Consider the following 24,013-nt stretch of genomic DNA (forward strand, 5'->3'; position numbering starts at 1 on the left):
AAAGGGATTAGGGACGGTCCCACCACAGGGGCTTGCTCACGTAATCGTCGTTGGAAGTGGCCTGCACATCGGCAAACAGCTTGGCTACGGCCTGCGGATTGTAGAGTACCTCCGTGGCGCCGGGCAGCATGCGGCGGGGCCACCGGTCCTTGTAGTCGGCCTTACCGGCAAGGGTAGCGTTGGCGTTGTTGGGGTAGCGCAGGTTCACGTAAATCGTGGGGTCGAAATCAAGGCGGCGCAAATCCGACCACGACTCCGGGTTCAGGAACATGGCAATGTACTTCTGCTCCATGATGCGCTTTAAATCCAGCTGGGCCTCCGTTTGGGCCACGGCCGGGCTGGCCAGGTAGGCGTCAATCTGGGCCTGGGTGATGAGCGGGAAGGTCACGGCCGGGTTGCCGTTCGAGCCGCCTACCCCAATCTTCTGCATGTGGGCCCGGATGCCCGCGCGGTACGCGTTAAGGGCCCGGCCTTTGTCGCCGGCCCGAAACGCGGCTTCGGCCTCAATGAACTTCAGCTCGTGGAAGGTCATCACCTCGAAATAGCCTAGGTCGCGGGCGTACCAGGAGCTATAGAAGTCGGTGAAGCCGTTCACGATGTTGGCCGTGCTGGCCTGGGCTACGCCGGGGTCATTGCCGGTGCTGGTAGCCGTGGCCATAATGGGCAGGCGTGGATCGATGACGCCGGGGTAGGCCGCCCCGCCCACGTTGCCGTTCAGGTACTTGATAATGTTGGTGGAGAAGGTAGCCGTAGCGTAGTTATTTCGCGTGGTCCCGAAAATGTTGGTCGTGCCCGTGAGCGGGGCCACAGCCTGGATAAACTGAATCTGGGCGTCGTCGGCCGAGCCGGTCATGCTCTTGCTTACCAAGTCCAGAATCTGCTGAGGGTTGTAAGAGCTTTTCTTCACCAGGTGGTTAAGCTGGCGGGCCTTCAAGCCGTTGGCAAACTTAATCCACTTCTGCGTGTCGCCCCGGAACAGGATGTCGCCGGAGATGCTGGGCGAGGTCACATACAGGGGGCGGAAGTTTTCCGAGGCCGGCTTCTGCATCAGGGCAATACCCTCGTCGCAAAGCGTCAGAATGGTCTGGTAAATCCGCTCCTGGGGGTCGTACTGCGGGGTGTAGTTCTGGGCCCCTTTGAACGCCTCCGTGTAGGGAATGTCGCCGAGCATGTCGGTGGCATGGGCCAGGTCCATGGCCAGCATAATCTTACCCGCCCCAATGTAGTAGGGCGAGCCTTCCTGCTCGGCTGCCGTCGTCATCGTCGGGATGGTACCGGCCGAGTAGAAGTAGGTGTAGTTGAAAGTGTTGGTGCTGTTGGCGTTGCTGAGCGTAAACTGGTCGGTGCTGCTAGCCGGCGTTTTGCGCACCGTGTACTGGGTAATGTAAGAGGTTGTCAGGGAGGTGAACATCTGCGTCTGGAAGCCCTGTGAAATAATGCTGGGCAGCAGGAAGTTCGGGGTCGACGTAATGGGGTTGTTGGGGTCGGTATTCACGTCCAGGAAACTTTCGCAGGAAGTGAGGCCCAGGCCTCCACCCAGCGCCAGGCCCAGCAAGAGAAGATATTTTTTCATTGAGTTGAGTTGTTGAGGTAGGGTAGCGTAGGATCGGAAACCAGCCCGGCCGTTCGATCAGCAGGCTGCTAAGCTCCGCTTTCCGGTACTAAGCGCCACGAGCCACTAAAAATTCACGCGCACGCTCATGTCCACGCCGCGGGTGCCGGGAATGCTGCCGTAGTCGAAGCCCCCGGAGCCGCCGCCGCGCACACCTGCCCCGGCCGAAGCCGTTTCCGGATCAACGCCGCGGTACTTGGTGAAGAGCAGCAGGTTGCGGCCCGTCACGGACAGTTCCACGCCACGCACCGAGGTAGAGTTGGTAAACAGGGTGGTAGGCAGGCGGTACGTCAGCGTAGCATAACGTAGGCGCGTCCAGGAGCCATCCTCCACGAAGGGCGTGCCGATAACTCCCAGAATGGTCTGGTAATAGGTTTGGTTAAGCTCCACCTGCCGCGTATTTGGGGTGTACGTGGTGCTGCCATCAGCGGCTCTGCCGGCCACCACGCCATCAAACACGGCGGTTTTGTAGCGGTCCAGGGTCCGCTCGCTCAGGCCGGTGCGGGTGGCAAACCAGTCGTTACCATTTACGACCACGCCACCTTGGCGGAAGTCCCACAGGAAGGACAGCGAAAGGTCTTTGTAAGTGAGGGTGTTCGTGACCTGCACGGTATAGTCAGGGGCCCGGTCGCCGGCATACACAAAGGTGCTGGTGTTTACCAGGGGGTAGCCTGTGGTAGGGCTGATGAGGATGCGGCCATCCGGGGCGCGCTGGTAGTCCAGGGCGCTAACCGAGGAGATGGGCTTGCCGGGGAAGGCGCCGCCGCGGGCTACGTCAATCACCCAGGAGTCCGACTGGTACACTTCGGTCAGGAAGCCGGGCAGCTTGTTGGCTTTGTTACGGTTGGCGTAGAAGTTGGCCACCACATCCCAGGTAAAGCCCTCCTTCTGAACGGGCGTGCCGCGCAGGGCTACTTCCAGGCCCTTGTTTTCCACGGTGCCGCCGTTGATGTACTGCAGAATAAAGCCCGTGGCTTGGCTCACGCGCGGGGCAATCAGCTGGTCGCGGGTAATTTGCTGGTAGATGTTGGCTTCCAGACCCAGGCGGTTCTGCAGAAATTGCAGGTCCAGGCCCACTTCGTAAGCGCGGGTGCGCTCAGGTATCAGCTCCCGGTTCGAGCCGTAGAAGCCGTTGCGGAAGCCGCCCCCGATGTAGGTGGCCTGGGCCAGGGGCGAGTCAACGCGGTAGGGGCCGGTATCTTTGCCCACTTCCGAAATCGAGCCCCGAATTTTGCCGTAGTTCAGCCAGGGGTTCTGGTCGAGGCCCAGCAGCTTGGTGAACTGCCAGCCCGCCGAAACCGAGCCGTAGCCGAAGAGACGGCCGAAATTCTTGCCCTCCTCGAACCGGGGTAAGGTCGAGGACTGATCAATCCGCCCATTCATCTCCAGGTTTACCTGCTGAAACAGGTTGATGTTCAGGCGGGCAAAGTTGCCGATCAGCCGCCGCTCCGTGTTCGTGATAAGCGTGTTACGGTTGACGGTGTTGTTGATGGAAGGCACTACCGGGTTGGGGTTCTGGAAAATCAGACCCAGGTTGTCGGTGGCCTCGTTGCGGCTCATTTCCACGGTGTTGCCCAGCACCAAGAAGCCCCCAAGGTTCTCGGAGAAATCGTGCTTGAGCGTGACCAGGAAGTTGGAGTTGAGCAGGCGGTTGAGGGTAGTGGTTTCGGCAATGCCGCCGTCCTGGTTGCCCGTCAGGGACGTGCCCACGGCCCGCACCGAGCGGTCCTTCTGCACGTAGAAGTCGGTGCCAATGTTGTAGCTCACGCCCAGCCACTTCAGCAAGTCCAGGTTGGCCTGCACGTTGCCGATAAAGCGGTTGGTGCGGGTAGTCTGGGGGTTGCGGTAAATGGTGAAGTAGGGGTTGTCGGCGTCGGTGGCGGCGGTAGCGGAGCCCAGCAGGCGGCGGCGGGAGCCATCGGGGTTGAGGTACACCCGGGCGTCATCGTTGCGGGGCCAGTTCAGCAAGCTGACCAGATAGCCCCCGCTACCCCCGAACAGGCCAGGACCCTGCACCGGGTTGCGCCCGCCGGCATTGAGGTACTGCGCCGAGCCCGTAATGGACAGCTTCTCCGTCATTTTAGACGTGCCAGCCAAACGCAGGGTGGTTTTGTCGTAGAGGCTGGTGGGGGCCACCCCGCTTACATCGGTGCGCGAGCCCGAAAACAGGAAGGTGCTGCGGTCTGTGCCGCCCGAAACAGTGAGGTAGTGCTGCCAGCTCTTGCCCTTCTGGAAAAAGTCGCCGAGGTTGTCGTACACCGTTTCGCCGGGCTGGAAAGCCGGGCCCCAGGAGCCGCGGGTGCCAGCGTCAAACAAGCCCAGGTTGCCCTGCTTGTAGCGGTCCTGGAGCTTGGGCAGGCGGCTTACCTCATCCACCGAAAACTGCGTGCGGTAGTTGATGGTAGCGCGGCCCGACGTGCCTTTCTTGGTGGTAATGATAACGGCCCCGTTGGCGGCGCGCAGCCCGTAGATGGCAGCGGCGGCCGGGCCCTTCAGCACCGTCATCGAGGCAATATCCTCGGGGTTTAGGTCGCCGGCGCGGTTCTGGTTGGCCTGGGAGCGGCCCAGCACCCCGTTGAAGCCTGAGCCCCCACCGGGCGCCGTGCTTTCCGTGAACGACGAGTTATCCATGATGATGCCGTCAATCACGAACAGGGGCTGGTTGTTGCCATCCAGGGAGTTGCCGCCCCGAATCACGATGGCTGCGCCCTCGCCCGGGGCCCCACCCGAAGACGTGATGCTGACCCCCGCTACTTTGCCCTGCAAGGCATTCACGATGTTGGTCTGGCGGGTTTCTACCAGTTCCGAGCCCTTTACCTGCGGCGCGCTGTAGTTCAGCTCGGCTCGCTCCTGCTTGATGCCGTAGGCCGTCACGACTACCTCGTTCAGGCTCTTGGAGTCCGGGGCCAGGGTAATATTGGCCGTGGTGCCGGCGCCTACCTTGTATTCTTGGCTGTTGTAGCCAATGAAGCTAAAGACCAGGGTGCTGCCGGTTGGCACGTTGGGCAGGGAAAAGCGGCCATTTACATCGGTTTGGGTCCCGATGGCGGTACCCTTCACCAGCACGTTCACGCCGGGCAGGGGCTGTTGGTCGTTGCTGGCCGTAACGGTGCCTTGCATGGTCACGGTGGCCTGCTGGGCCCACGCCGCGGGCGCGGTCAGCATCAACCCCACAGCCAATGGGGCGGACCATAAACGTCTTTTCATACGCAGTGCAAAAGAAGGTGAGAAAGTGAGAGAAACAGAACGAAACGGCACTCGACACGCAGCCGGGTTGCAGTTGGATTATGACCGGATTACGGGAGTGTTATGCCGGAAAAAAGGAAGAAAATCCGGCGGGCCAGAGTCTGGCCGGGCAGCACAAAAAGGGTGGGTAGGAGAGGCGGGCGGCGGAAATGCGTACGAAAGTGGGGGCCAACGTAAGCACGAGAGCTAAAACTACGGGATGCAACGTAGTGAAGCAACTATATATGGTATTTTTTGAAGGAGCAATTTGGTTTTGAATCCCGGTGGCAAAGCGCCAACTTTCCTGGCCTTGCCCCGCCCCAATTCTCACTCCTTATTCCGGGCGCTTTTCCCACTTCTTCCTGATCCTGCCTATGCAAACTACTACCCAGGCCGCCACCCAGACCACCGGCGCCTTGCCCTTGGCTGAGGCCTCCCAGCCCGGCCGCCTCGTCAGCCTCGACGTGTTTCGGGGTCTGACGGTCATGGCCATGATTCTGGTGAACAACCCCGGCGACTGGGGCCACATTTACGCCCCGCTGGAGCACGCCCACTGGCACGGCTGCACCCCCACCGACCTTATTTTTCCCTTCTTTCTGTTCATTGTCGGAGTTAGCATTGTGTACGCCCTGGACGGGGCCCGGCGCCAGCCGGAAACGCACGGCCGCACCCTGGCGCGCATTTTCAAGCGGGCAGCCATTCTGTTCGGGCTGGGGCTGTTTTCGGCCCTGTTTCCGAAGTTCGATTTTAGCACCGTGCGTATTCCGGGCGTGCTGGCCCGCATTGCGGTGGTGTTTCTGGTCTGCGGCATCCTGTTCCTGAAAACTTCCCGCCGCCAGCAAATCGGGCTCCTGGCCTTCGTGCTCATCTTCTACAATGTGCTGCTGCAACTGGTGCCCGTGCCGGGCTACGGTCCGGCCAATCTGGAAGCGGGCACCAACCTGGGCGCCTGGCTTGATAGAACGGTGCTCGGGGAGGCTCACCTCTGGAAGCAAAGCCGTACCTGGGACCCGGAAGGGCTGCTGAGCACCTTGCCTGCTATTGGCACGGGTTTGCTGGGGGTACTGGCCGGACAGTGGTTGCGCCGCCGCGAGGTAGAGCCCGCCACCAAAGTAGCCTGGTTGTTTGTGGTGGGCGGGGCCTGCACGGTGCTGGGGCTGGTCTGGAACGGCTGGTTCCCCATCAATAAAAGCCTCTGGACTAGCTCCTACGTGCTGTACACCGGCGGCTTGGCCCTAGCCGTGCTGGCCGGCCTGTACTGGCTGACCGATGTGCAGGGCTACCGCCGCTGGATCAAGGCCCCGCTGGTGTACGGCGTGAATGCTATTACCGTGTTTTTCCTCTCGGGCCTGATTCCGCGTTTGCTGAACATGGTGAAGGTAGCGGGTCCCACCGGGCAGCCCCTTGGCCTGCGCGACTGGCTGTACCAGACGTTTTTCGTGCCTTACTTTAGCCCGGTTAATGCCTCCCTGGCCGGGGCCCTTGCCTGCGTGCTGATCTGGCTGGGAGTGCTGTGGCTGATGTACCGGCGCAATATTATAATCAAGGTATAAGGCGAAAAAAAGGAGGATGATACGGTGCGTTGGGCTGCTCTTTCTACCTGCCCAATTGTTATCTTTCTGACAGCTATTTCGTACCTCTGTAGTATGAAAAACTACCTGATTCTGGCGGCGGGGCTGGCCTTCGCTGCCCCAGCCGCCACAGCCCAATCGACGGCTTCGGCTACGGGCGCGGCGGCCGCGCCTATTTCGGCTGGGCAGCGCAAAGCGGCCGAGGAGCTGTTGGCGGCTACCGACTCCGAGAAAAACCTGTCGGCCACCATCGACCGAATGCTCTCCGCCCAGCTGGAGCAGAACCCGGGCATGAAAGCCGTGGAGCCGGAAATGCGCGCCTACCTCACCAAATACATGAGCTGGCCCTCAATGAAGGAGGACATGGTGCAGCTCTACGCCCGCGAGTTCACGGAAAAAGAACTCAGGGAGCTGACCAAGTTCTACCAAACACCGACCGGCCGCAAAACCATTACCAAAATGCCCGAGCTAATGGCCGCTGGCATGGAAATCGGGCAGAAGCGCATGCAGGAACACTTGCCTGAGCTGCAGCAGGCCATTGCCGAAAAGCTCAAGTCGCAGCCGCCGGGAGCAGTGAAGTAGCAGACCAGCCACCAAGTGGCGCGATAAGCACCACTAATAACTCTAGCCGCGCACAAAATTGCCGGAAGCAAAGTAAGCGGAGCCCCAGGAGGGTAGCACTCATTCGGTAAACGAAGGAGGCTGCTCTGCTGGGGCTCTGCCGTAGTGGCTGAGCCGCAGGCTACGCGCCTAGCCTGCGGCCGCTACCCCGGCAAAGGGCGCTCATAAATCAGTTGCCGGGCCTGCGCTAACAATTCGCCGAGGGAAGCCCCAATGGTAACCGGCGAACCCACGGAGTCCAGTTCCGGCGGTGGTGCGCTACGTGGCCGGTGTTCCTGCGGCCCCGTTGCGCGCAGGGAAATGCACACTGAGCGGGCCGGCTGCAAAACCAGGCTAATTGTTGTGGAAACAACCAGGAGCGGCTCTTTAAAAATAGGTAAGCCAGCTAGTACCACCCCGCGCCCGGCTCAACCAGGGCCGCTTCGTGCAGGGTACCCTGGCCCGGCGGCGGAAGACCGTCGGGCCGGTTGTCCTAGGCTGATGAGGCTGATTTATTGCTCTGCTGAGTAGCGCACACGGTAGCATCCGCAAGGGCTTCCGCTACCGGGCCGGACGGAGTGTAGTTGCTCGTGGAGCTAGTATAGGAGCGGTTTGCAAGCCCCCATAAGGTGTAGTGAAATTATATAATTACAATTAAATATTGATTAATTCAAACTATAAAAACGTAAAGTCGTAAAGTTAACTGTTTGATAAACAGACTGAACCGTACGTAAACATCTTATCTGCATCTACTGTTGGGGGGCCTACTGCTTCCGGCAAAACCAAACCGCCGTATGACGACACTTTCTAACTCCCACAACCCCACCCAACTGCTCAGCACTCACTCCGACGTCTACCACGGAGTGCAGCCGGGCGGGACCGGCATTGTGCCCGCCGTAAAGCGCATTTCCTGGGGGGCTATTCTGGCCGGAGCCGTGCTGGCCCTGGTAATTCAGTTGTCCCTGAGTTTGTTAGGTCTGGGAATCGGCATGGGCACTGTTGATCCGCTGGAAGAGCAAAACCCCATGGCTGGCATGGGCATTGGCGCCGTTATTTGGTGGGCCGTAAGCATGCTGATATCGTTGTACTTGGGCGCTACGGTGGCCAGTCGACTGGCGGGCATACCCCGCCCCACCGACGGGCTACTCCATGGTCTGCTTACCTGGGCCGTGGTTACCCTGCTCACGTTCTATCTGCTGACAACCGCCGTTGGCCGCATTATTGGGGGCGTAACTGGCGCGGCCGGCCGGGCCCTGACGGGGGCCGGGCGGGGCCTGGCCGCTGTGGCTCCGGAAGCCGGTGCCGCCATCAAAGAGGAGCTACAGGAGCGGGGCATTGAGGTTAGTGACCTGAAGCGCGAGGCCCGGCAGCTGCTGCGCCAGACGGGCAAGGCCGAGCTGAACCCCGATAACCTGGAGCGGCAGGCTGCCGCCGCTGGCCGGGAAGTAAAGTCCGAAGCCGCCCAGAGCGCCCAGAATCCGCAGGCTGCCGATGATAACTTCGACGACGTAATTGACCGCCTGACCAGCCGGGCCGATAACATTGGGGACGCCGCCGACCGTGACGCCGCGGTAAATGTGGTGATGCAGCGCACGGGCAAAAGCCGCGCCGAGTCGGAGCGTATTGTGGATAACTGGATCAGCACGGCCCGGCAGGCACGCACCAAACTCGACCAAGCCAAAACCCAGGCCGAAGCCAAAGCCCGGCAAACCGGCGACCAAGCCGCCGAAGGATTATCCAAGGCCGCCTTGCTAATGGCCCTCGGCCTTGGGCTAGGTGCCGCTGCTGCCGCCATTGGGGGCCGCCGCGCCGTACCGCACGACTTGGCCGTGGCCAGCGCTCCGGTGGTATAAGTGTCGGATAAATAAGTGGTTGTCTGCTCTGTCAGCCACCGGGAGGAAGGAACCTGGGTTAATCGTTACAACTGTTTACTCCCGACCTCTTAGCAGTCAAACGGCAACTTTATCCTTTTGAAAACTAAGATGAAGCCGTGGCGCCTGTTTGGATGGTGTTCTGTTTCCACATGCAGGCGCCAGATTGAGCAGGACAGTTTTCAAACACGCTCGTATTAAGCAGCAAAGCCAGCCCCACGATTGGGAGCTGGCTTTGTCGCTTGGCAAGGTAGGGTCGTATGGCTCGTTAGCTATTCCTCTACCGTCGTTTCAACGGCCTGTTTCCGGGCCTGCCGGATGCTTTCCAGCGCCACCTGCAGCACCCCGGAGCGGACGCTCAGCTCGGTTATCTTGTTGTTGCGGCGGGTAGGGTTTACGCGGTTGGTCAGTACGATGCAGGTCAGCTCTTCCTTGGGGTCGACCCAGAAGTAGGTGCCGGTGAAGCCGGTGTGCCCATAGCTAAGCTGGGAAACGCTCTTGGCCGAGTTCACCGTGGGGTTAGCGGCGGGCCTATCGAAGCCCAGGGCGCGGCGGTTATCGGGGCAGAACTGGCAGCGGGTGTACTCGGCCAGGGTTTCGGGCTTGAGAAGCTGCTGCCCGCCGTAGCGGCCGTTCCAGGCGTAGAGCTGCACCAGCTTGGCCAGGTCGTTGGCGTTGCCGAACAGGCCGGCGTGGCCCGAAAGGCCGCCCAGCAGGGCCGCGCCTTCGTCGTGGACGGTCCCGTGCAGTTGGGCGTGGCGGAACAGGGAGTCGTACTCGGTGGGGGTGATGCGGCTGAGCGGGAAGCGGCGGGTAGGGTTGTAGCCCAGGGTAGTAGCGCCCAGCGGCCGGTAGATTTCGTCCGTCACGAACTGGTCAATGGCCTTGCCCGAAGCCGCTTTGACAAAGCGCGGGTACATGATAAACGACAAATCGGAGTACACGTAGCCTGGCTTCTCGTTCAGCGGCGACTCGGCAATGGCTCGGGTGATGCGCTCCGGGAAGTCCTTCCGGGCCCACAGGCCGGGGCCGGCCGGCAGCGGGAAGCGGGCCGAAGAATCGGGGCGGAAAAAGTGGCGACTCATTTCGGCGGGCTGGGTGGCCGAAACGTCCTTGGCCGCGGGGCTTTTGCCAAACAGCGAATTGAACAGGCCGCGGGGCTTGGTGTAGTCGCGCCAGAACGGAATCCAGGCTTTCAGCCGGGCCTGGTGGGTCAGCACGTCGCGCAGCTTCAGGCTTTCTTTATTGGTGCCTTTGAATTCCGGGAACAGCTGGCCCAGGGTCATGTCGGGATTGAACTTGCCTTCGTCCTGGAGCTTCATCAAGGAAGGCAGCGCCGCCGCTACCTTGGTCACGGAAGCCAGGTCGTAGAGGTCAGTGTTGCGGACGGGGCGGGCGGGCGCCCCGGCGGCTGCGGGGTAGGAGTGGGTGCCGTAGCTTTTGCGCAGCACCACTACCCCGCGGCGGGCAATGACTACCTCGCCGCCGGGAAAGGCGCGGGCGGCCACAGCCCCGTTCATGATGGAGTCCACACGGGCTTCCAGGTTGTTGTTCATGCCCACGGCTTCAGGGAAGCTGTAGCGCAGTCGGATGCCGCCTTTGGTAGCCAGCCCCGCGCCGTATGGGTACCGGTCGGAAACCGTGACGGGTAGCTTGCCGCTGGCCGACACGCCCCCAAAAATGACTTCGGCGGCTACGTCCTGGGCGTTTTTGCTTTCCTGGTAGGCCAGCACCACCGCATCGGCGCGGTCCAGGTCCCGGACTTTCGCCACGGCGTACGCCGAGCCAAATACCGTCACGACCAGCTTCTGGCCCTTGCCGCCCAGCTCGCGCAGCAGCACGTTGGTTTCCGGCGCTACCCCGAAGTTGGTGGCGGGCAGGCGGCCCAGGTTGTTCAGGCCCACCAGCACTAGGTTGTAGGGTTTCAGGGTTTCGCGCATGCGCGTCAGCTCGTCGATGCTCGGAGCGGCGGGCAGCCAGAAGTGGCGCACGGGGGCGTAGTCGGCCGCCATGCGCTGGAAGTCGGTGGTGTCCTTGGTGCCGATGGTGAGGGTGGCCAGGCGCAGGGTATCGAGGCGCTGGAGGGGTAGCAGGCTCCGCTGGTTACGCAGCACCGTCACGCTCAGCTCCGTGAGGCGCTGGCTTAGGTACTGGGCGTGGGGCGTGTTCAGGTCCTGGGTGATATGGCGCAGGTCAATGGGGCGATACTTGTGCAGGCCGGCCCACTCTTTCAGGGCCAGCACCTTGCGGCAGCGGGCGTCCAGGTCGGCCTGGCTGAGCTGGCCCTTGTTGATGGCTTCGCGCACCATGCGTAGGGCCAGCGGAATGTTCTTGCTGAACTCCAGAATGTCGTTGCCGGCCAGCAGGGCGCGCAGGTCGGCGTCGCCGGGCGGGTACTTCGAGATGACGCCCTTCATGTTCATGGCGTCGGTGAAGATAATGCCCTCGAAGCCCAGCTTCTGCTGCAGCAAGCCCTGGATGATGAGTTTGGACAGGGTAGAAGGCAGGCCTGTGGTATCGAGGGCCGGAATGTTGAGGTGGGCCACCATCATGCCCCCAATGCCGCGCTGAATCAGGCTTTTGAAGGGGTAGAGCTCCAGGGTGTCGATGCGCTTCTTGTCGATGCGCAGCAGGGGTAGGGCCAGGTGAGAGTCGGTGTCGGTGTCGCCGTGGCCGGGGAAGTGCTTGGCGACGGCCAGCACGCCCGCGTCCTGCATGCCCTTCATGTAGAGGTAGCTCTTCTCCGTGACGCTCTGCCGGTCCTCGCCCCAGCTCCGGTACCCAATGACGGGGTTCTGGGCGTTGTTGTTCACATCGACCACCGGCGCGAAGTTGACGTGCATGCCCAGGCGCTTGAACTGCGCCGCTACCTCGGTGCCCATGTCGTACACCAGCTGGTTTTCGCGGACGCCGCCCATGCTCATCTGGTAAGGGAAGCGCTGCACGCTGTCGAGGCGCATGCCCACGCCCCACTCGGCGTCCATGGCCACCAGCAGGGGCACTTTGCTCTGGCTCTGGTAGCGGTTCAGAAGCTTGCTCTGGCGCACCGGGCCGCCCTGGAAAAAAATCAGGCCCCCGATGCCGTACTGCTGAATCAGCGCCGAGATGGAGTCCTCATCAATCCGCTTGCGGTTGGAGTAGGCGGCCACCATGAACAGCTGCGCTACCCGCTGATCGGGCGTGAGCGTCTTCATCACCGAATCAACCCAGCGCGACTGGCCCAGCTGCCCGGCAAACGGCACGGGCTGGTTGCGGCTTTTGGCGGGGGGAGTTTTTTTACCACCGGCCACTTTAAGTGCCGCCGCTGGTGCCTTGGTCGCCGGGGCCCGACGGGTAAGGTTAGTAGTGGTTGTCTTATTACTAGATGACTTCTGGCGGCGCTGGGCCGAGCTGTCGGTGGAGCTCAGCAGCGCCAGCAGCAGCCACAGAAACGGGAGGGAGCGAGTGAAGGACAAGGGCAGTTGCAGCGGTTAGAATGGGTAGGCTGCGAATTTAGCGGAATTGAAGGGGAAAGGCAGGCCGATTACCCAGTTGACGGATAATTGCCCTTCCGCTGGGAATAGGAACGTCATGCCGAGCTGGTTGAGACATCTCGCACGATTCTCCAAAACGTCATGTCGAGCCCCGCGAGACATCTCGCTCGGCAGACGTTGGATTACCATTGCAACATCAGCCGAGCGAGATGTCTCGCGGGGCTCGACATGACGGTCTATTTACTCTTTACCTTTTTGCTACTTGCCCGTCTTACTGCCTACCCGCTACTTGCCTACCTCTATCTTCTCCGAGTAAAACACTTTACCCTCGTCGCCCCGCAGTGAGGTCGTGAGGAACAGCCGCTTGCCTTTGGGCTGAAACTGAAAAAGGGCGTAGTGTTTCTCGTTCACCAAAGGTCCCACGCGGTACTGGTTGGCCTCGGCCGTGTTGTGGGTGGCGGGGTGGGTCAGGCCGCTGGAGGTAACCTCGTACACGGGGTAGGGCACACTGGGCACGGCTACTTTCGAGACTTCTCCGATGTGCCGGTCGCCGCTGATGAGCAGCACGCCTTTCGCCCGGGTGGCAGCCAGCAGGCCGAGGAAGCGCTGCCGGGCGGCCGGGAAGTTTGCCCACTTCTCGAAGCGGTGCTCCTGGGGTAGAAACTGGATGCCGGAGGCAATGATGTGGGCGTCGGCATCAGAGTTCTGGAGTTGGGCTTGCAGCCACAGCCACTGGGCCTCGCCCAGGATGTCGCCGGTGGGGTTGGGGTGGTAGACCTGCTGGGCGTCGCGGGTAAGTGGGTCCTGGAAATACCGGTCATCGAGCAGAATTACCTTGATTTTTTTCTTGCCCGCCTTATACTCGTACGCGGCGTACATGCCCTGCTGCTGGCGCCGGGGGCTGCCGGCGGGTTCCTGCAGGAAGTCGAGGGCCAGCTGCTGGTTTTGGGCTTTGAAAGGGTAATTTTTGTCGCCGTCGTTGCGGCCGTAGTCGTGGTCGTCCCAGGTCCCGATAACGGTCGTGCCTTGCTCGCGCAGGCGGCGGTAGTCGGGCTGGCGGAGCTGGGCGTCGTACTTGGCTTTGAGCACGGCGGGGTCGTCGGAGTCGCCGTAGATATTGTCGCCCAGCCAGATCCAGACGTTGGGCTTGTCCCGGGCAATATCGTCCCAGAGGGGCTGGGGCAAATCGTGGCGGTTGCAGGAGCCAAAGGCGATGCGCAGGTCGTGGCTGGCTTTTTGCGCGGTAGCCGCCGGGCGCATCAGCACGAGAACACCAGCGGCCAGCAGGCAGGTCAGGGTCGTTTTCATGCCGTAAAGATGCATCAGCCAAGAACCTAGCTGCGCGGGGTGGCAATTTGCTAATCTACCTACCTCCCCTTTTGCCCCTAACCTGCCCACACTACCATGTCCACCCCAGCCGAGCGAGCTGCTGCGGGCCTGCCTCTGCCTGGTACTCTACAGTCAACTCAATAAAAAAGCCGCCACCAAGATGATGGCGGCGGCTTTTTTTGTGTTGCTACAGAGGAGTTTACCCTTTCCGGGCTTCGTCGAAGCGGCGGTTTACCTCGGCCCAGTTGATGACGTTCCAGAAGGCTTTTACGTAATCGGGGCGCTTGTTCTGGTACTTGAGGTAGTAGGCGTGCTCCCACACATCCAGGCCCAGCAGCGGGGTGCCGCGCTGAATGCCGGACAGGTCCATCAGGGGGTTGTCCTGGTTGGGTGTGGAGGTAACGGCCAGCTTACCCAATTTCTTGTCGTGGATGAGCCAGGCCCAACCGGAGCCGAAGCGGCCGGTAGCAGCCTTGGTGAATTCGTCCTGGAATTTCTCGTAGGAGCCGAAGTCCTTGTTGATGGCCGCGGCCAGGCCTCCGGTGGGTTGCCCGCCCCCTTTAGGGTCGAGCAGCAACCAGAAGAACGAATGGTTCCAGTGGCCGCCGGCATTGTTGCGGATGGCATCGGGCTGCTTGCTGGCCGAAGCCAGCAGCTGGGCCAGGCTCAGTTTTTCTTCGGGCTTGCCGGCTACCGCCTCGTTCAGCTTGGAAACGTAGGTTTTGTGGTGCGCATCATGGTGAATCTCCATCGTCTTGGCGTCGATGTGAGGATCCAGCGCGTTGAAGGCGTAAGGCAGGGCCGGCAGGGTGAAGGGGCCGTCGGCTATGGGCGTGGCGCGGGCTTCGCGCAGCAGCTTTTCTTCGTGGGCGGCGGCCAGTATTGCGGGGCTTACCAAAGCACCCACCACAGTTAACAGGCCGTTTTTCAGGAAATCTCGCTTCAGCATGAGAGTAGGAGAGAAGGAAATGTGGAAGGACTGACAACCCGACCAACGCCGGAGCCGCAGCCCAAGGTATACTACTTACCCGCATTGGGGCCTTGCTGTTGCGTTTAGCGCCTACTTTTGTCTAAGCGGGCACGGTTTTGGGTCAGGCCCGCGTTATTCCGGTCAGTGTACCGTTCTCTTTTTTTGCTGCTTGCTATGCTGCCAGTCCGCTTACCTTCTGTTTTGCGTCAATTCCTCGCGCGCCCTTCCGTCGTCTCCTTCTTCCTGCTGGCAGTTCTGCTTGGCGCGGCTCACCTGAGCCAGGCCCAGGTGCAGCTGCGCGGGGTAGTGCGCGACAAAGAAACCAAGGAAGTGCTACCCTTCGCCAGCGTGGCCGTGCCCGGCACCACCAACGGCACGACCACCAACATGGAAGGGGAGTTTTTTCTGGTGGTAAAGGAGCTGCCGGCCACCTTGCTCTTTTCGGAGCTGAACCACGTCCGCGACACGGTGCGGGTTTCCTCCAATGCTATTCTGGATATTATGCTGGCCCCGGCAACGGTGGTGTTGCCCGAGGTGAAAGTGGCTAGCTTCCCCTTCCAGCTCGTCGACCGGGCCTTCCGCAACTTGCAGCGCAACTACCGCCGCTCCTACTACGGCAAGGCCTTTTACCGCCAAACCACCCGCATCGACAACGAGCCTACGGAGCTGCAGGAGGTAGTCTGGAACGTGAAATCGAACCCGGCGCGCATTGATGGCACCACCCTGGCCCAGGGCCGCTACGCTGGCCGGCCGGCCCCCATTAACCTGAGCAATTTCTCGGTATACACGCGCAAGTTTGGCCTCTTCGATGCCCAGCAGGACAGCACCACGTCGCTGGCTTTGCTGAGCCCTAACGTGGAGAAAAACTACCTGCTGGAACTGAAAGGCATTGTGGGCGAGGACTCGACTGGCGGGGTAGCGGAAATTTCGTTTGAAACCCGCCCCGAGGTGAAGTACCGGGCCCAGGGCACCATCTGGATTGATATTGAAACCAACCAGGTAGTGCGCTACCGCATGGTGCAGCCCAGCTTTACGGGTTCCACCAACAACCCCCGGCAGAAGTTCGAAAACGCCAAGCTGACCATTGAAATGTCGTTTCATCCGGGCGGTAAGGGCAGCGTAGCACCTCTGGAGCTGATGAAAATGGACCTGACCACCGACCTGACCGAGCCCGGCAAGAAACCCCTGGCCCTTACCGTCTCGTCGTTTACCTTCTTTTACGACCAGTCGACGACGCCCGTCCGCCTGCCCTACGCCCGCGCCAGCCTCACCGACCGGGACCTGGACGCCATCCGGGCCAAGCCCTACGACCCCGAGTTCTGGGCCAACAACCCGGTAGTAAAGCGCACCCCGGCCGAGGACGAGGTAATTGCGGCCTTCGAAAAGCGCGGCGCTTTTGGCACGATGGTTAAAAAGCCCGCCGCCAAACCCACCAACAAGCTGCAATAGCAGGCAATACTTTCCGCAACAGAAAAGGCCCGTAACAGCTGTTACGGGCCTTTTCTGTTGTAGTGCTGCCATGTTTGCCGCTTATTCTTAAGGTAGCAGCAAGCAGTATTCTTACCTACGGTAGGCTGCATGAACAGGAAGAACTTTTAATTCAAAAAGAGACTGTCATGCAGAGGCGCAGCCGAAGCATCTCGCTCGAATCGTTGGGTTTACTTTGGCAACGTTAGCCGAGCGAGATGCTTCGGCTGCGCCTCTGCATGACGGCTTTGTTGAGTTACTATCCACGCACCCTAGTAAGTGGTGCTTCAAGAAAAACCATTTGGCTGTCATGCTTCGACTCCGCTGCGCTCAACATAACGCCCTTCTGAGTCTCGGCCACCTTTTAACTGCTCTCTATCTGCCCTTTTTACGGGTTGGTGCTCCACATGCCGGCTTCCTTGATGAAGATACGGCGGTTGAGCTTGAGCTGAGAAATTACGAACTCCGCCAAATCTTCGGGCTGCATCACTTTCTCGGGGTTGCCGTCGGTGAGCTTGTTGCTGATGGCCAGTTCCGTGGCAACGGTGCTCGGGGTAAGGGCCGACACGCGGATGTTCTGCTTGCGCACTTCCTGCATCAGGGACTCCGTAAGGCCCAGAATGGCAAACTTAGAGGCGCTGTAAGCGCTGGTAGTGGCGGCCCCGCGCTGGCCCGCCGTCGAGGCAATGTTGATGATGTCGCCGGTTTCGCGGGCTATCATCTGGGGTAGCACGGCGCGGGTAGTGTAGTAGGTGCCCAGCAGGTTCACCTGGATGATCTTTTCCCACTCGGCCGGGTCCATGTCAACCAGCTTGGCAAAGGTGCCAATACCGGCGTTGTTGATCAGGATGTCAATCGAGCCCAGCTCCTGCAGGGCCTGGGCCACGGCCGCCTCTACGGCGGCGCGGTCGGCCACGTCGGCGGTTAGGGCCACGGCTTTACCGCCGAAGCCTGCTATTTCCTGGGCTACCTCTTGGAGCTGGCTTTCAGTGCGCGCCAGCAGGGCCACCTGTACGCCTTCCTTAGCCAGGGCCACGGCTATGGCCCGTCCGATTCCTTTGCCTGCGCCCGTTACCAGGGCCGTTTTGCCAGTGAGTGCTTCCATTGGTGTGTGCTATGTTACCTAGTGATGTCGCTGTATAACCGGGCCGGGCGGTTTCGGTTATGGGGCGGGGTAGGCCCGGGGGCGTGCTTGGCATTTGGCTTCGGCTACTTACCTTCCGGCCTCACCTTTACTTTCCTTGCGTTAATGAAAAAAATTGCCCTGACCGGCCTCTTGGCCGGGGCACTGCTGGCTGGCTGCAACCCCCAACAAAAAAACGCGGCCGAAACCGGCGCTGCTACGGAAACCAACCTGGCCGATGTGAAAGACCTGTCTGGGCTGTTTACGGCCTACTGGGAAGAAAACGCCCGGCTGTTTCCCCTGGATGCCACCACCCAAGGCGACAACCGCTACAACGACCAGCTACCCAACGACGGCACCCGGGAGTTTCGGGGCAAGCTGCAGGCCTTCTACCAGAAGTACCTCGACGGACTCCAGAAGTTCAACCGCGAGGAGCTGTCGGCCAATGATAAAATCAGCTACGATATTTTTCAGTACGACCTGGAAAACAAGCTGGAAGGCCTGAAGCTGAACACCTGGATGATACCCTTCCAGCAGTTCTGGGGCCTGCCCATTACTCTGGGCCAGTTCGGCTCGGGTGAGGGCGTGCAGCCCTTCAAAACGGCCAAAGACTACGACAACTGGCTGGGCCGGGTGCGCGGCTTCACGGTGTGGGCTGATACGGCCATCAGCAACTTCCGTCAGGGCATGAAAGCCGGTGTGGTGCTGCCCCGGGCCCTGGTCGTGAAAATGATTCCGCAGATGCGGGCCATGGAAACCCAGGACCCTACTCAGAGCCTGTTCTACGGCCCCGTCAAGAAGCTGCCCGCCGGGTTGAGCGACGCTGACAAAACCCGCCTGACGGCAGCGTATAAAAAGGCCATTTCGGAGGAACTGGTGCCTACCTACAAAAAGCTAGGCGACTTTCTGGAAAAGGAATACCTGCCCAAGTCCCGCCCCAGCACGGGCATTGCGGCCATTCCGGGCGGCCCTGAGCTTTACAAGTACTACGTGAAAACGTGGACTACCACGGATAAAACCCCGGAGGAAATCTACCAGACCGGCCAGCGGGAAGTAGCCCGCATTCGGGGCGAGATGGAGAAGGTGAAGGCGCAGGTCGGCTTCAACGGCGACTTGAAGGCCTTCTTTGCTTCCCTGAAGTCGGACCCTAAGCTCATGCCCTACAAAACGCCGGAAGATGTGTTGAACGCCTTCCGAGCCATTCAGGCCAAAATGCAGCCTAACCTGAAGAAGATGTTCGGCCGCACGCCCAAAACGCCGTTCGAAATTCGGCAGACAGAAGCCTTCCGCGCCGCCTCCGCTTCCGCCGAGTACAACCAGGGTAGTCCCGACGGCTCGCGCCCCGGCATCTTCTACATCCCCATTGTTGACGCCACGAAGTTCAACGTCACCTCGGGCATGGAGTCCTTGTTCCTGCACGAGGCCATTCCGGGCCACCACTACCAGATTTCTTTGCAGCAGGAAAACACCGACCTGCCCAAGTTCCGCCGCTTTGCCTGGTACGGGGCCATGGGGGAAGGCTGGGCCCTCTACACCGAAAGCCTGGGTAAGGAGCTCGGCCTGTACACCGATCCGTACCAGTACATGGGCGCCCTCGGCGACGAGATGCACCGCGCCGTGCGCCTGGTGGTGGACGTGGGCATGCACACCAAAAACATGACCCGCGAGCAAGCCATTGCCTACATGCTGGCCAATGAGGCCATCAGTGAGGAAGGGGCCACCGCCGAAATTGAGCGCTACATGGCCATTCCGGGCCAGGCCCTGAGCTACAAAATCGGGGCCCTGAAAATCCGGGAGCTGCGCGAGAAGTATGAGAAGCAGCTCGGCGCGCATAACGACCGGCTGCGGGAGAAGTATGTAGGCCAGAACCGGGCCCACTTCAGCCTCAGCAACTTCCATGATGAACTGCTCAAGGATGGGGTAATGCCCTTAGCTGTGCTAGAGCGCAAAATGGATACCTGGGCCGCCAATCAGAAATAAGCTCAAATAGCTTCGTGACACAAAAACGGCAACTCATTGGGTTGCCGTTTTTGTGTCACGAAGCGGTTGCAAGCTGCTTAGGTAGTACCGCCTGTTGTACCACCACTTGTAGTACCGCCCGTTGTGGTACCGCCGGTTGTGGTGCCACCCGTTGTAGTGCCGCCGGTTGTAGTACCCGTCGTGGTACCACCCGTTGTGGTGCCGCCGGTTGTGGTACCCCCAGTCGTTGTGCCTGTAGTAGAACCGGTGGTTGTTCCCGTAGTAGTACCTGTCGTGGTGCCGGTGGTTGTACCTGTAGTACTACCCGTAGTACTGCCGGTGGTTGAGCCCGTAGTGCTTCCGGTCGTGGTTCCCGTGGTAGTTCCGGTTGTGGTGCCGGTGGTCGTGGTGCCGGTGGTCGTGCCGGAAGTGGTACCTGTAGTACCAGAAGTAGTACCCGTGGTGCCGGTAGTGCTGCTGGTCGTACCCGTAGTGCCAGATGTGGTACCGCTAGTTGTGCCGGACGTAGTACCAGTGGTTGTACCAGATGTAGTACCCGAGGTGGTGCCAGTAGTAGTGCCTGAGGTAGTATTACCCCCTGAGCTTGAGTCGTCATCGTCGTCGCATGCCGTTAGGGCGAGGGAGCCCCAAAGCATAGACGCCATTAGAACGGACATCCATTTGTGTTTCATAGCTGCTGTGGTATGGTGTGAGAAGAATCGGTGTAGGGATAGTACGCAGGAGAGAGGGGCGGATTTACTCGTAAATCGCCCGAAGAAGTACGGTTTGTTCTCCGTGTAAAAACGTAGTAACTGCTTATGGATGAGTATGATAGCAGGTAAAAATTAATGACCCACAGCTCCGACAGCCGCAGCCCACTTACCCTGCTTGGCCAGGGTGAAGTAACAAAGCAGCAGTGGGCTACGGCGCCCCAATGAAGGCAATGGCAGCACCAGCCGTCAACTAGCGAGACCCATTCAGCTGGGGCGCCCGTTAAAGGCAGCAGTATTCTTTGAGTTCACCCGCAATACCCTTCACTATGAGCAAGCATCTGTGGCAAACCGTAGGACTTGGTGCCATTGCCGGCTTCCGGAGCATGACCGCGCCGGCCCTGCTGAGCAGCAACCTCCTGCAGTATCATCCGCATGCCCTGGCCGGTTCGCCGCTGCGCTGGCTGCAAAAACCCCTGGTAGCTCACGGGCTGAAAGTGCTGGCCGCCAGCGAAATGACGGCCGACAAACTGCCCCAAATGCCCGACCGGATTACCCCCACGGCCCTGGTGGGCCGCGCTGCCGCCGGCGCTTTAGTAGGTGCTACCCTCTACAAAATCAACCACGACAAACCGCTCAGCGGCGCCCTCGTGGGCAGCGTGGCGGCTGTGGCGGCCAGCTACCTCAGCTTTATGCTCCGGAAAAAGGCGACTGAAGGCTCCGGGCTGCCCGGGGGCCTGATTGGCGGCCTCGAAGACTTGTTCACCCTTGGCGCCGGCCTGGCCCTGGCCAAAGGCACCCATGCCGGCCAGCCCGAGCCCCGGCGCTGGGTACTCTAAGCCCGGACGCCGAGCTATACCACGATAAAAAGCGGCCCCGAACTAGTTCAGGGCCGCTTTTTATCGTGGTTGACGGGCTGCAATCAGCCAGCTCATGGACCGGCTGCTGGGGGCACAAAGTCCGCTTATTGTTCGCGGGTAGTGCTTTTGACCTCCGTGTTGTCGGACGGCATGTCGCCCACGGGGGAGTTGGCATTGTTGGGCTGGCCTTCCAGGGCCGCATCCGTAGATTTTTTCTGGTCCTCCGCCGAGCCGGTGCCAATGGGCGTGTAGGCCTCGTCGCCGTTGCTGACACTGTCGCGCATGGTTTCAGCGGGGCGGGCCTTTTGGTAGGTAGAGAAGTCCTGGGTGGTCTGCGGGTCTTTGCCCGGTGTATTGGAATAGTCGCAGGAGGCGAGGGAGGACAGCAGGCCGGCGGCAAAAAACAGGGGGAAGATGCGTTTCATACTATGGTTAGAGAAGGTCCGGAGAAGAAAGAATATATGAGTAAGACGGGAAGCCGCCGGTTTCAGTTACACGGAGTAGCCCGCTCCGGCGTTGTATTATTGCGCATGACCCGTGCTACCCCCGCCCCCGCCCTGCTGAATTGGAGCGGCGGCAAAGATTCGGCCCTCGCCCTCTACCATGCCCTGCGCAATCCGGGCCTGCAAGTAACTACCCTGCTAACCAGCGTAAACGCCCACTACGGCCGCGTATCCATGCACGGCGTGCGGGTGGAACTGCTGGAAGCCCAGGCCCGCCGCATTGGCCTGCCGCTCACCAAGTTGGAGCTGCCTGAAATGCCCGACATGGCCGAGTACGAACAGCGTATGCGCGCCACGCTGGCCCCGCTGCAGGCCCAGGGCATTCAGCATTCTATCTTCGGGGATATTTACCTGGAAGATTTGCGCCGGTACCGGGAGCAGCAGCTGGCCCAGTTGGGCATGCAGGCCGTATTTCCGCTGTGGCAGCGCCCCGCGGCCGACCTGCTGCGTGAGTACCTTGACCTGGGCTTTCGGGCCGTAGTGGTGTGCGTCAATGAAAAGTTTCTGGACTCCAGCTTCTGCGGGCGCCTGCTCAACGAAGAGTTTCTGCGGGATTTGCCGGCCGGCGTTGATGCCTGTGGGGAAAACGGGGAGTACCACAGCTTTGTCTTCAACGCGCCGTATTTCAGCAGTCCTATTCCGTTTGAGCGGGGCGAACTGGTACGCCGCACGTATCAGGCGCCGGCCAGCAGCGCTGCTACCTGCCCCGGTCCCGACGATGAGCCCGCCAATTCGCCCTTTGCTACCGGCTTCTGGTACTGCGACCTGCTTCCGGTGGGGCCAGCTGCACCATAACAAACCGCCGGGCCACGCGGTATTTCACTACCACCCTCAGCTTAGCTCGTTCTCCTATGTCAACTGCCCCTTCCGCCACCATCCTCTTTGATGGAGTGTGTAACCTGTGCAATAGCTTTGTGCAGTTTGTTATTGAGCACGATGCCGCCGGCCATTTCCGCTTTGCTTCCCTGCAGTCGGCGGCGGGCCAGGAGCTGCTCCGGGCCCACGGCCTGCAGCCCCAAACCGAGCCCGATTCGGTGATTCTGGTGGAGGGCGGCCGCGCCCACACGCACTCGGCGGCTGCCCTGGGCGTGTTGCAGCGGCTGAGCGGCGGCTGGAGCGTGGTGGGTACCCTTGGCCAGCTGTTTCCCCGCTTCCTGCGCGACGCCGTGTACCGCCTGATTGCCCGCAACCGCTACCGCTGGTTTGGCCGCCAAGACGCCTGCTGGCTGCCTACCCCGGAGCTGCGGGCCCGCTTTCTGTAAATTCCCTTTTGATTGCTTACTCCCTTTATTCACTTAGTACCCCACTGCATGCAAGCCCTCGTGCTCGAAGGAATTGGTCAGCCCGTCACGCTTCAGGAAGTTCCTACCCCGCAACCCGGCCCCGGCCAGGTGCAAGTGCAGCTGCACGCTGCCGCCCTTAACCACCGCGACGTCTGGATTCAGAAGGGCCAGTATGCCGGGCTGAAGTTTCCCATCATCCTGGGCTCCGACGGGGCCGGCACCGTCTCCGCGCTTGGTCAGGGAGTTGATGCCAGCTTGCTGGGGCAGCCCGTCCTGATTAATCCCGGGCAGCACTGGGGCGACAACCCCGCCGCCCAGGGTCGCGACTTCCAGATTCTGGGGTTGCCGCAGGACGGTACGTTTGCCGAGTTTGTGTGCGTGGCCGCCGAGCAGGTGCAGGCCAAGCCGGCTCATCTGAGCTTTGAGCAGGCGGCGGCGTTGCCCTTGGGCGGCGTTACGGCCTACCGGGCGGTGTTTACCCGGGCGGGCCTGCAACCCGGCGAGCGGGTCCTCATCAGTGGGGTAGGGGGCGGAGTAGCGCTGCTGGCCCTGCAAATGGCCGTGGCCAGTGGGGCCGAAGTATGGGTTACTTCGGGCTCCGAGGAGAAAATTGCCAAAGCCGTGGCCCTGGGCGCCAAAGCAGGCATCAGCTACAAAACCGAGAAGTGGCCCGCCATCCTCAGCAAGCAGGCTGGCGGCGGGTTCGATGTAATTGTGGACAGCGCTGCGGGCCCCGGCTTCAACGACCTGATAGATGCCGCTGTGCCCGGGGGACGCCTCGTGTTTTACGGCGCTACCCAGGGCGACATTCCGGAAGTAGCGGCCCGCAAAATATTCTGGAAGCAGCTTTCCGTGCTGGGTTCCACCATGGGGACGGCCCCGGATTTCAGCGCCATGATCCGCCTCTTTGAGCAGCATTCCATCGTGCCTGTCATCGACGAAACCTTCCCCCTGGCCGAGGGCGAGCAGGCCCTGCGCCGCATGGCCGAAGGGCTCCAGTTTGGTAAGCTAGTGCTGCGAGTAAAGTAATGATAATCAGAAGATTAATTTCTTGAAAAAGTAACAGAAAGCCCCTGTGTTTCGGAATGAAAAGCTGGGGCTTTCTGTTACTTATCCGACATCTGATACTTAGACTTGCTGCCCAATGAAAGCTCCTGCTGACTACCTGAATTGCCCGGTTTTTGAACTGACCTACCCCACTGGCGAAGCCGCCGAGTCGGTACCGGTGGTGGCGTATGACGATGCCGTGCGGGCCATTGAAGTAGCCCTGGCCGACGCGGAGAAATACAAGTATCTGTTGATGCGCGCCCTGCGCCGCCACGCTACCGATACGCGGGTTTCTTACCCCTCCATGCCCCGCCTGCCTCTCCTTGAGGAAGATACTGACGCCCCCGTTCGTCCGCTGTACCCAGACATGGCAGCGTAAACGTTTCTGGCAGCCCTGTCACTCATACAAA

The 24,013-nt window shown here is 60.7% G+C and carries 18 protein-coding genes; 10 read left to right on the plus strand and 8 right to left on the minus strand.

The genetic code is table 11. The annotated features are described in order from the left end of the window. Nucleotides 1-7 precede the first annotated feature (7 nt). A complete protein-coding gene (locus IEW18_RS17915; protein WP_188559246.1) occupies nucleotides 8-1,573 on the minus strand; it encodes a SusD/RagB family nutrient-binding outer membrane lipoprotein in 1,566 nt (521 codons plus the stop codon). 105 nt (nucleotides 1,574-1,678) lie between these two features. After that, nucleotides 1,679-4,819, minus strand: coding sequence for a SusC/RagA family TonB-linked outer membrane protein (locus IEW18_RS17920; protein WP_188559247.1), 3,141 nt, complete (start codon nucleotides 4,817-4,819; stop codon nucleotides 1,679-1,681). Between the two features lie 392 nt (nucleotides 4,820-5,211). Between IEW18_RS17920 and IEW18_RS17925 the strand changes: the two genes are divergently transcribed. The 3 genes from IEW18_RS17925 (at nucleotide 5,212) to IEW18_RS17935 (ending at nucleotide 8,861) form a co-directional block, all read left to right on the plus strand. Beyond that, on the plus strand, nucleotides 5,212-6,390 hold the full coding sequence (locus IEW18_RS17925; protein ID WP_188559248.1) for an acyltransferase family protein: 1,179 nt from the start codon (nucleotides 5,212-5,214) through the stop codon (nucleotides 6,388-6,390). 93 nt (nucleotides 6,391-6,483) lie between these two features. Next, on the plus strand, nucleotides 6,484-6,990 hold the full coding sequence (locus tag IEW18_RS17930; protein WP_188559249.1) for a DUF2059 domain-containing protein: 507 nt from the start codon (nucleotides 6,484-6,486) through the stop codon (nucleotides 6,988-6,990). A gap of 812 nt (nucleotides 6,991-7,802) precedes the next feature. Beyond that, a complete protein-coding gene (locus tag IEW18_RS17935) occupies nucleotides 7,803-8,861 on the plus strand; it encodes a hypothetical protein (protein ID WP_188559250.1) in 1,059 nt (352 codons plus the stop codon). A gap of 290 nt (nucleotides 8,862-9,151) precedes the next feature. Here the strand turns inward: IEW18_RS17935 and IEW18_RS17940 are convergent, their stop codons facing one another. The 3 genes from IEW18_RS17940 to IEW18_RS17950 form a co-directional block, all read right to left on the minus strand. Beyond that, nucleotides 9,152-12,334, minus strand: a complete 3,183-nt coding sequence (locus IEW18_RS17940; protein WP_229728828.1) for a serine hydrolase domain-containing protein — start codon at nucleotides 12,332-12,334, stop codon at nucleotides 9,152-9,154. A gap of 303 nt (nucleotides 12,335-12,637) precedes the next feature. Then, on the minus strand, nucleotides 12,638-13,660 hold the full coding sequence (locus IEW18_RS17945; RefSeq protein WP_188559251.1) for an alkaline phosphatase D family protein: 1,023 nt from the start codon (nucleotides 13,658-13,660) through the stop codon (nucleotides 12,638-12,640). Nucleotides 13,661-13,880: 220 nt separating this feature from the next. Next, nucleotides 13,881-14,630, minus strand: coding sequence for a superoxide dismutase (locus IEW18_RS17950; RefSeq protein ID WP_188559252.1), 750 nt, complete (start codon nucleotides 14,628-14,630; stop codon nucleotides 13,881-13,883). A 222-nt stretch (nucleotides 14,631-14,852) separates the two neighbouring features. On the opposite strand from IEW18_RS17950, the gene IEW18_RS17955 reads away from it, so the two are divergent. Beyond that, entirely contained in the window at nucleotides 14,853-16,100 is a 1,248-nt protein-coding gene (locus tag IEW18_RS17955; RefSeq protein ID WP_188559253.1) for a carboxypeptidase-like regulatory domain-containing protein, read from the plus strand. A gap of 406 nt (nucleotides 16,101-16,506) precedes the next feature. Here the strand turns inward: IEW18_RS17955 and IEW18_RS17960 are convergent, their stop codons facing one another. Continuing rightward, complete coding sequence (locus IEW18_RS17960) at nucleotides 16,507-17,223, minus strand: 3-ketoacyl-ACP reductase (protein WP_188559254.1); 717 nt, start codon at nucleotides 17,221-17,223, stop codon at nucleotides 16,507-16,509. Between the two features lie 144 nt (nucleotides 17,224-17,367). Here IEW18_RS17960 and IEW18_RS17965 point away from each other — a divergent pair, with 144 nt between their 5' ends. Further along, a complete protein-coding gene (locus tag IEW18_RS17965; RefSeq protein ID WP_188559255.1) occupies nucleotides 17,368-19,221 on the plus strand; it encodes a DUF885 domain-containing protein in 1,854 nt (617 codons plus the stop codon). A gap of 77 nt (nucleotides 19,222-19,298) precedes the next feature. On the opposite strand, the gene IEW18_RS17970 is transcribed toward IEW18_RS17965, so the two are convergent. Then, nucleotides 19,299-19,892 carry a hypothetical protein gene (locus tag IEW18_RS17970; RefSeq protein WP_188559256.1) on the minus strand — a complete coding sequence of 198 codons (594 nt, stop codon included), beginning with the start codon at nucleotides 19,890-19,892 and terminating at the stop codon, nucleotides 19,299-19,301. A gap of 347 nt (nucleotides 19,893-20,239) precedes the next feature. Between IEW18_RS17970 and IEW18_RS17975 the strand changes: the two genes are divergently transcribed. Further along, nucleotides 20,240-20,749 (plus strand): DUF4126 family protein, encoded by a 510-nt coding sequence (locus IEW18_RS17975; RefSeq protein WP_188559257.1) that lies wholly within the window; start codon nucleotides 20,240-20,242, stop codon nucleotides 20,747-20,749. Nucleotides 20,750-20,874: 125 nt separating this feature from the next. Here the strand turns inward: IEW18_RS17975 and IEW18_RS17980 are convergent, their stop codons facing one another. Beyond that, entirely contained in the window at nucleotides 20,875-21,195 is a 321-nt protein-coding gene (locus IEW18_RS17980; RefSeq protein WP_188559258.1) for a hypothetical protein, read from the minus strand. A 105-nt stretch (nucleotides 21,196-21,300) separates the two neighbouring features. Between IEW18_RS17980 and IEW18_RS17985 the strand changes: the two genes are divergently transcribed. The 4 genes from IEW18_RS17985 to IEW18_RS18000 all read left to right on the plus strand — a co-directional run bounded on the left by IEW18_RS17985 (nucleotide 21,301) and on the right by IEW18_RS18000 (nucleotide 23,982). Beyond that, entirely contained in the window at nucleotides 21,301-22,068 is a 768-nt protein-coding gene (locus tag IEW18_RS17985) for a Dph6-related ATP pyrophosphatase (RefSeq protein WP_229728829.1), read from the plus strand. 56 nt (nucleotides 22,069-22,124) lie between these two features. Next, nucleotides 22,125-22,535 carry a thiol-disulfide oxidoreductase DCC family protein gene (locus tag IEW18_RS17990; protein ID WP_188559259.1) on the plus strand — a complete coding sequence of 137 codons (411 nt, stop codon included), beginning with the start codon at nucleotides 22,125-22,127 and terminating at the stop codon, nucleotides 22,533-22,535. A gap of 48 nt (nucleotides 22,536-22,583) precedes the next feature. Further along, nucleotides 22,584-23,585, plus strand: a complete 1,002-nt coding sequence (locus tag IEW18_RS17995) for a zinc-binding dehydrogenase (RefSeq protein WP_188559260.1) — start codon at nucleotides 22,584-22,586, stop codon at nucleotides 23,583-23,585. A 115-nt stretch (nucleotides 23,586-23,700) separates the two neighbouring features. Continuing rightward, nucleotides 23,701-23,982, plus strand: coding sequence for a hypothetical protein (locus tag IEW18_RS18000; protein WP_188559261.1), 282 nt, complete (start codon nucleotides 23,701-23,703; stop codon nucleotides 23,980-23,982). Nucleotides 23,983-24,013: the final 31 nt, after the last annotated feature.

This window comes from Hymenobacter glacieicola (assembly GCF_014640315.1).
In the GTDB taxonomy this organism is placed as follows: Bacteria; Bacteroidota; Bacteroidia; order Cytophagales; family Hymenobacteraceae; genus Hymenobacter; species Hymenobacter glacieicola.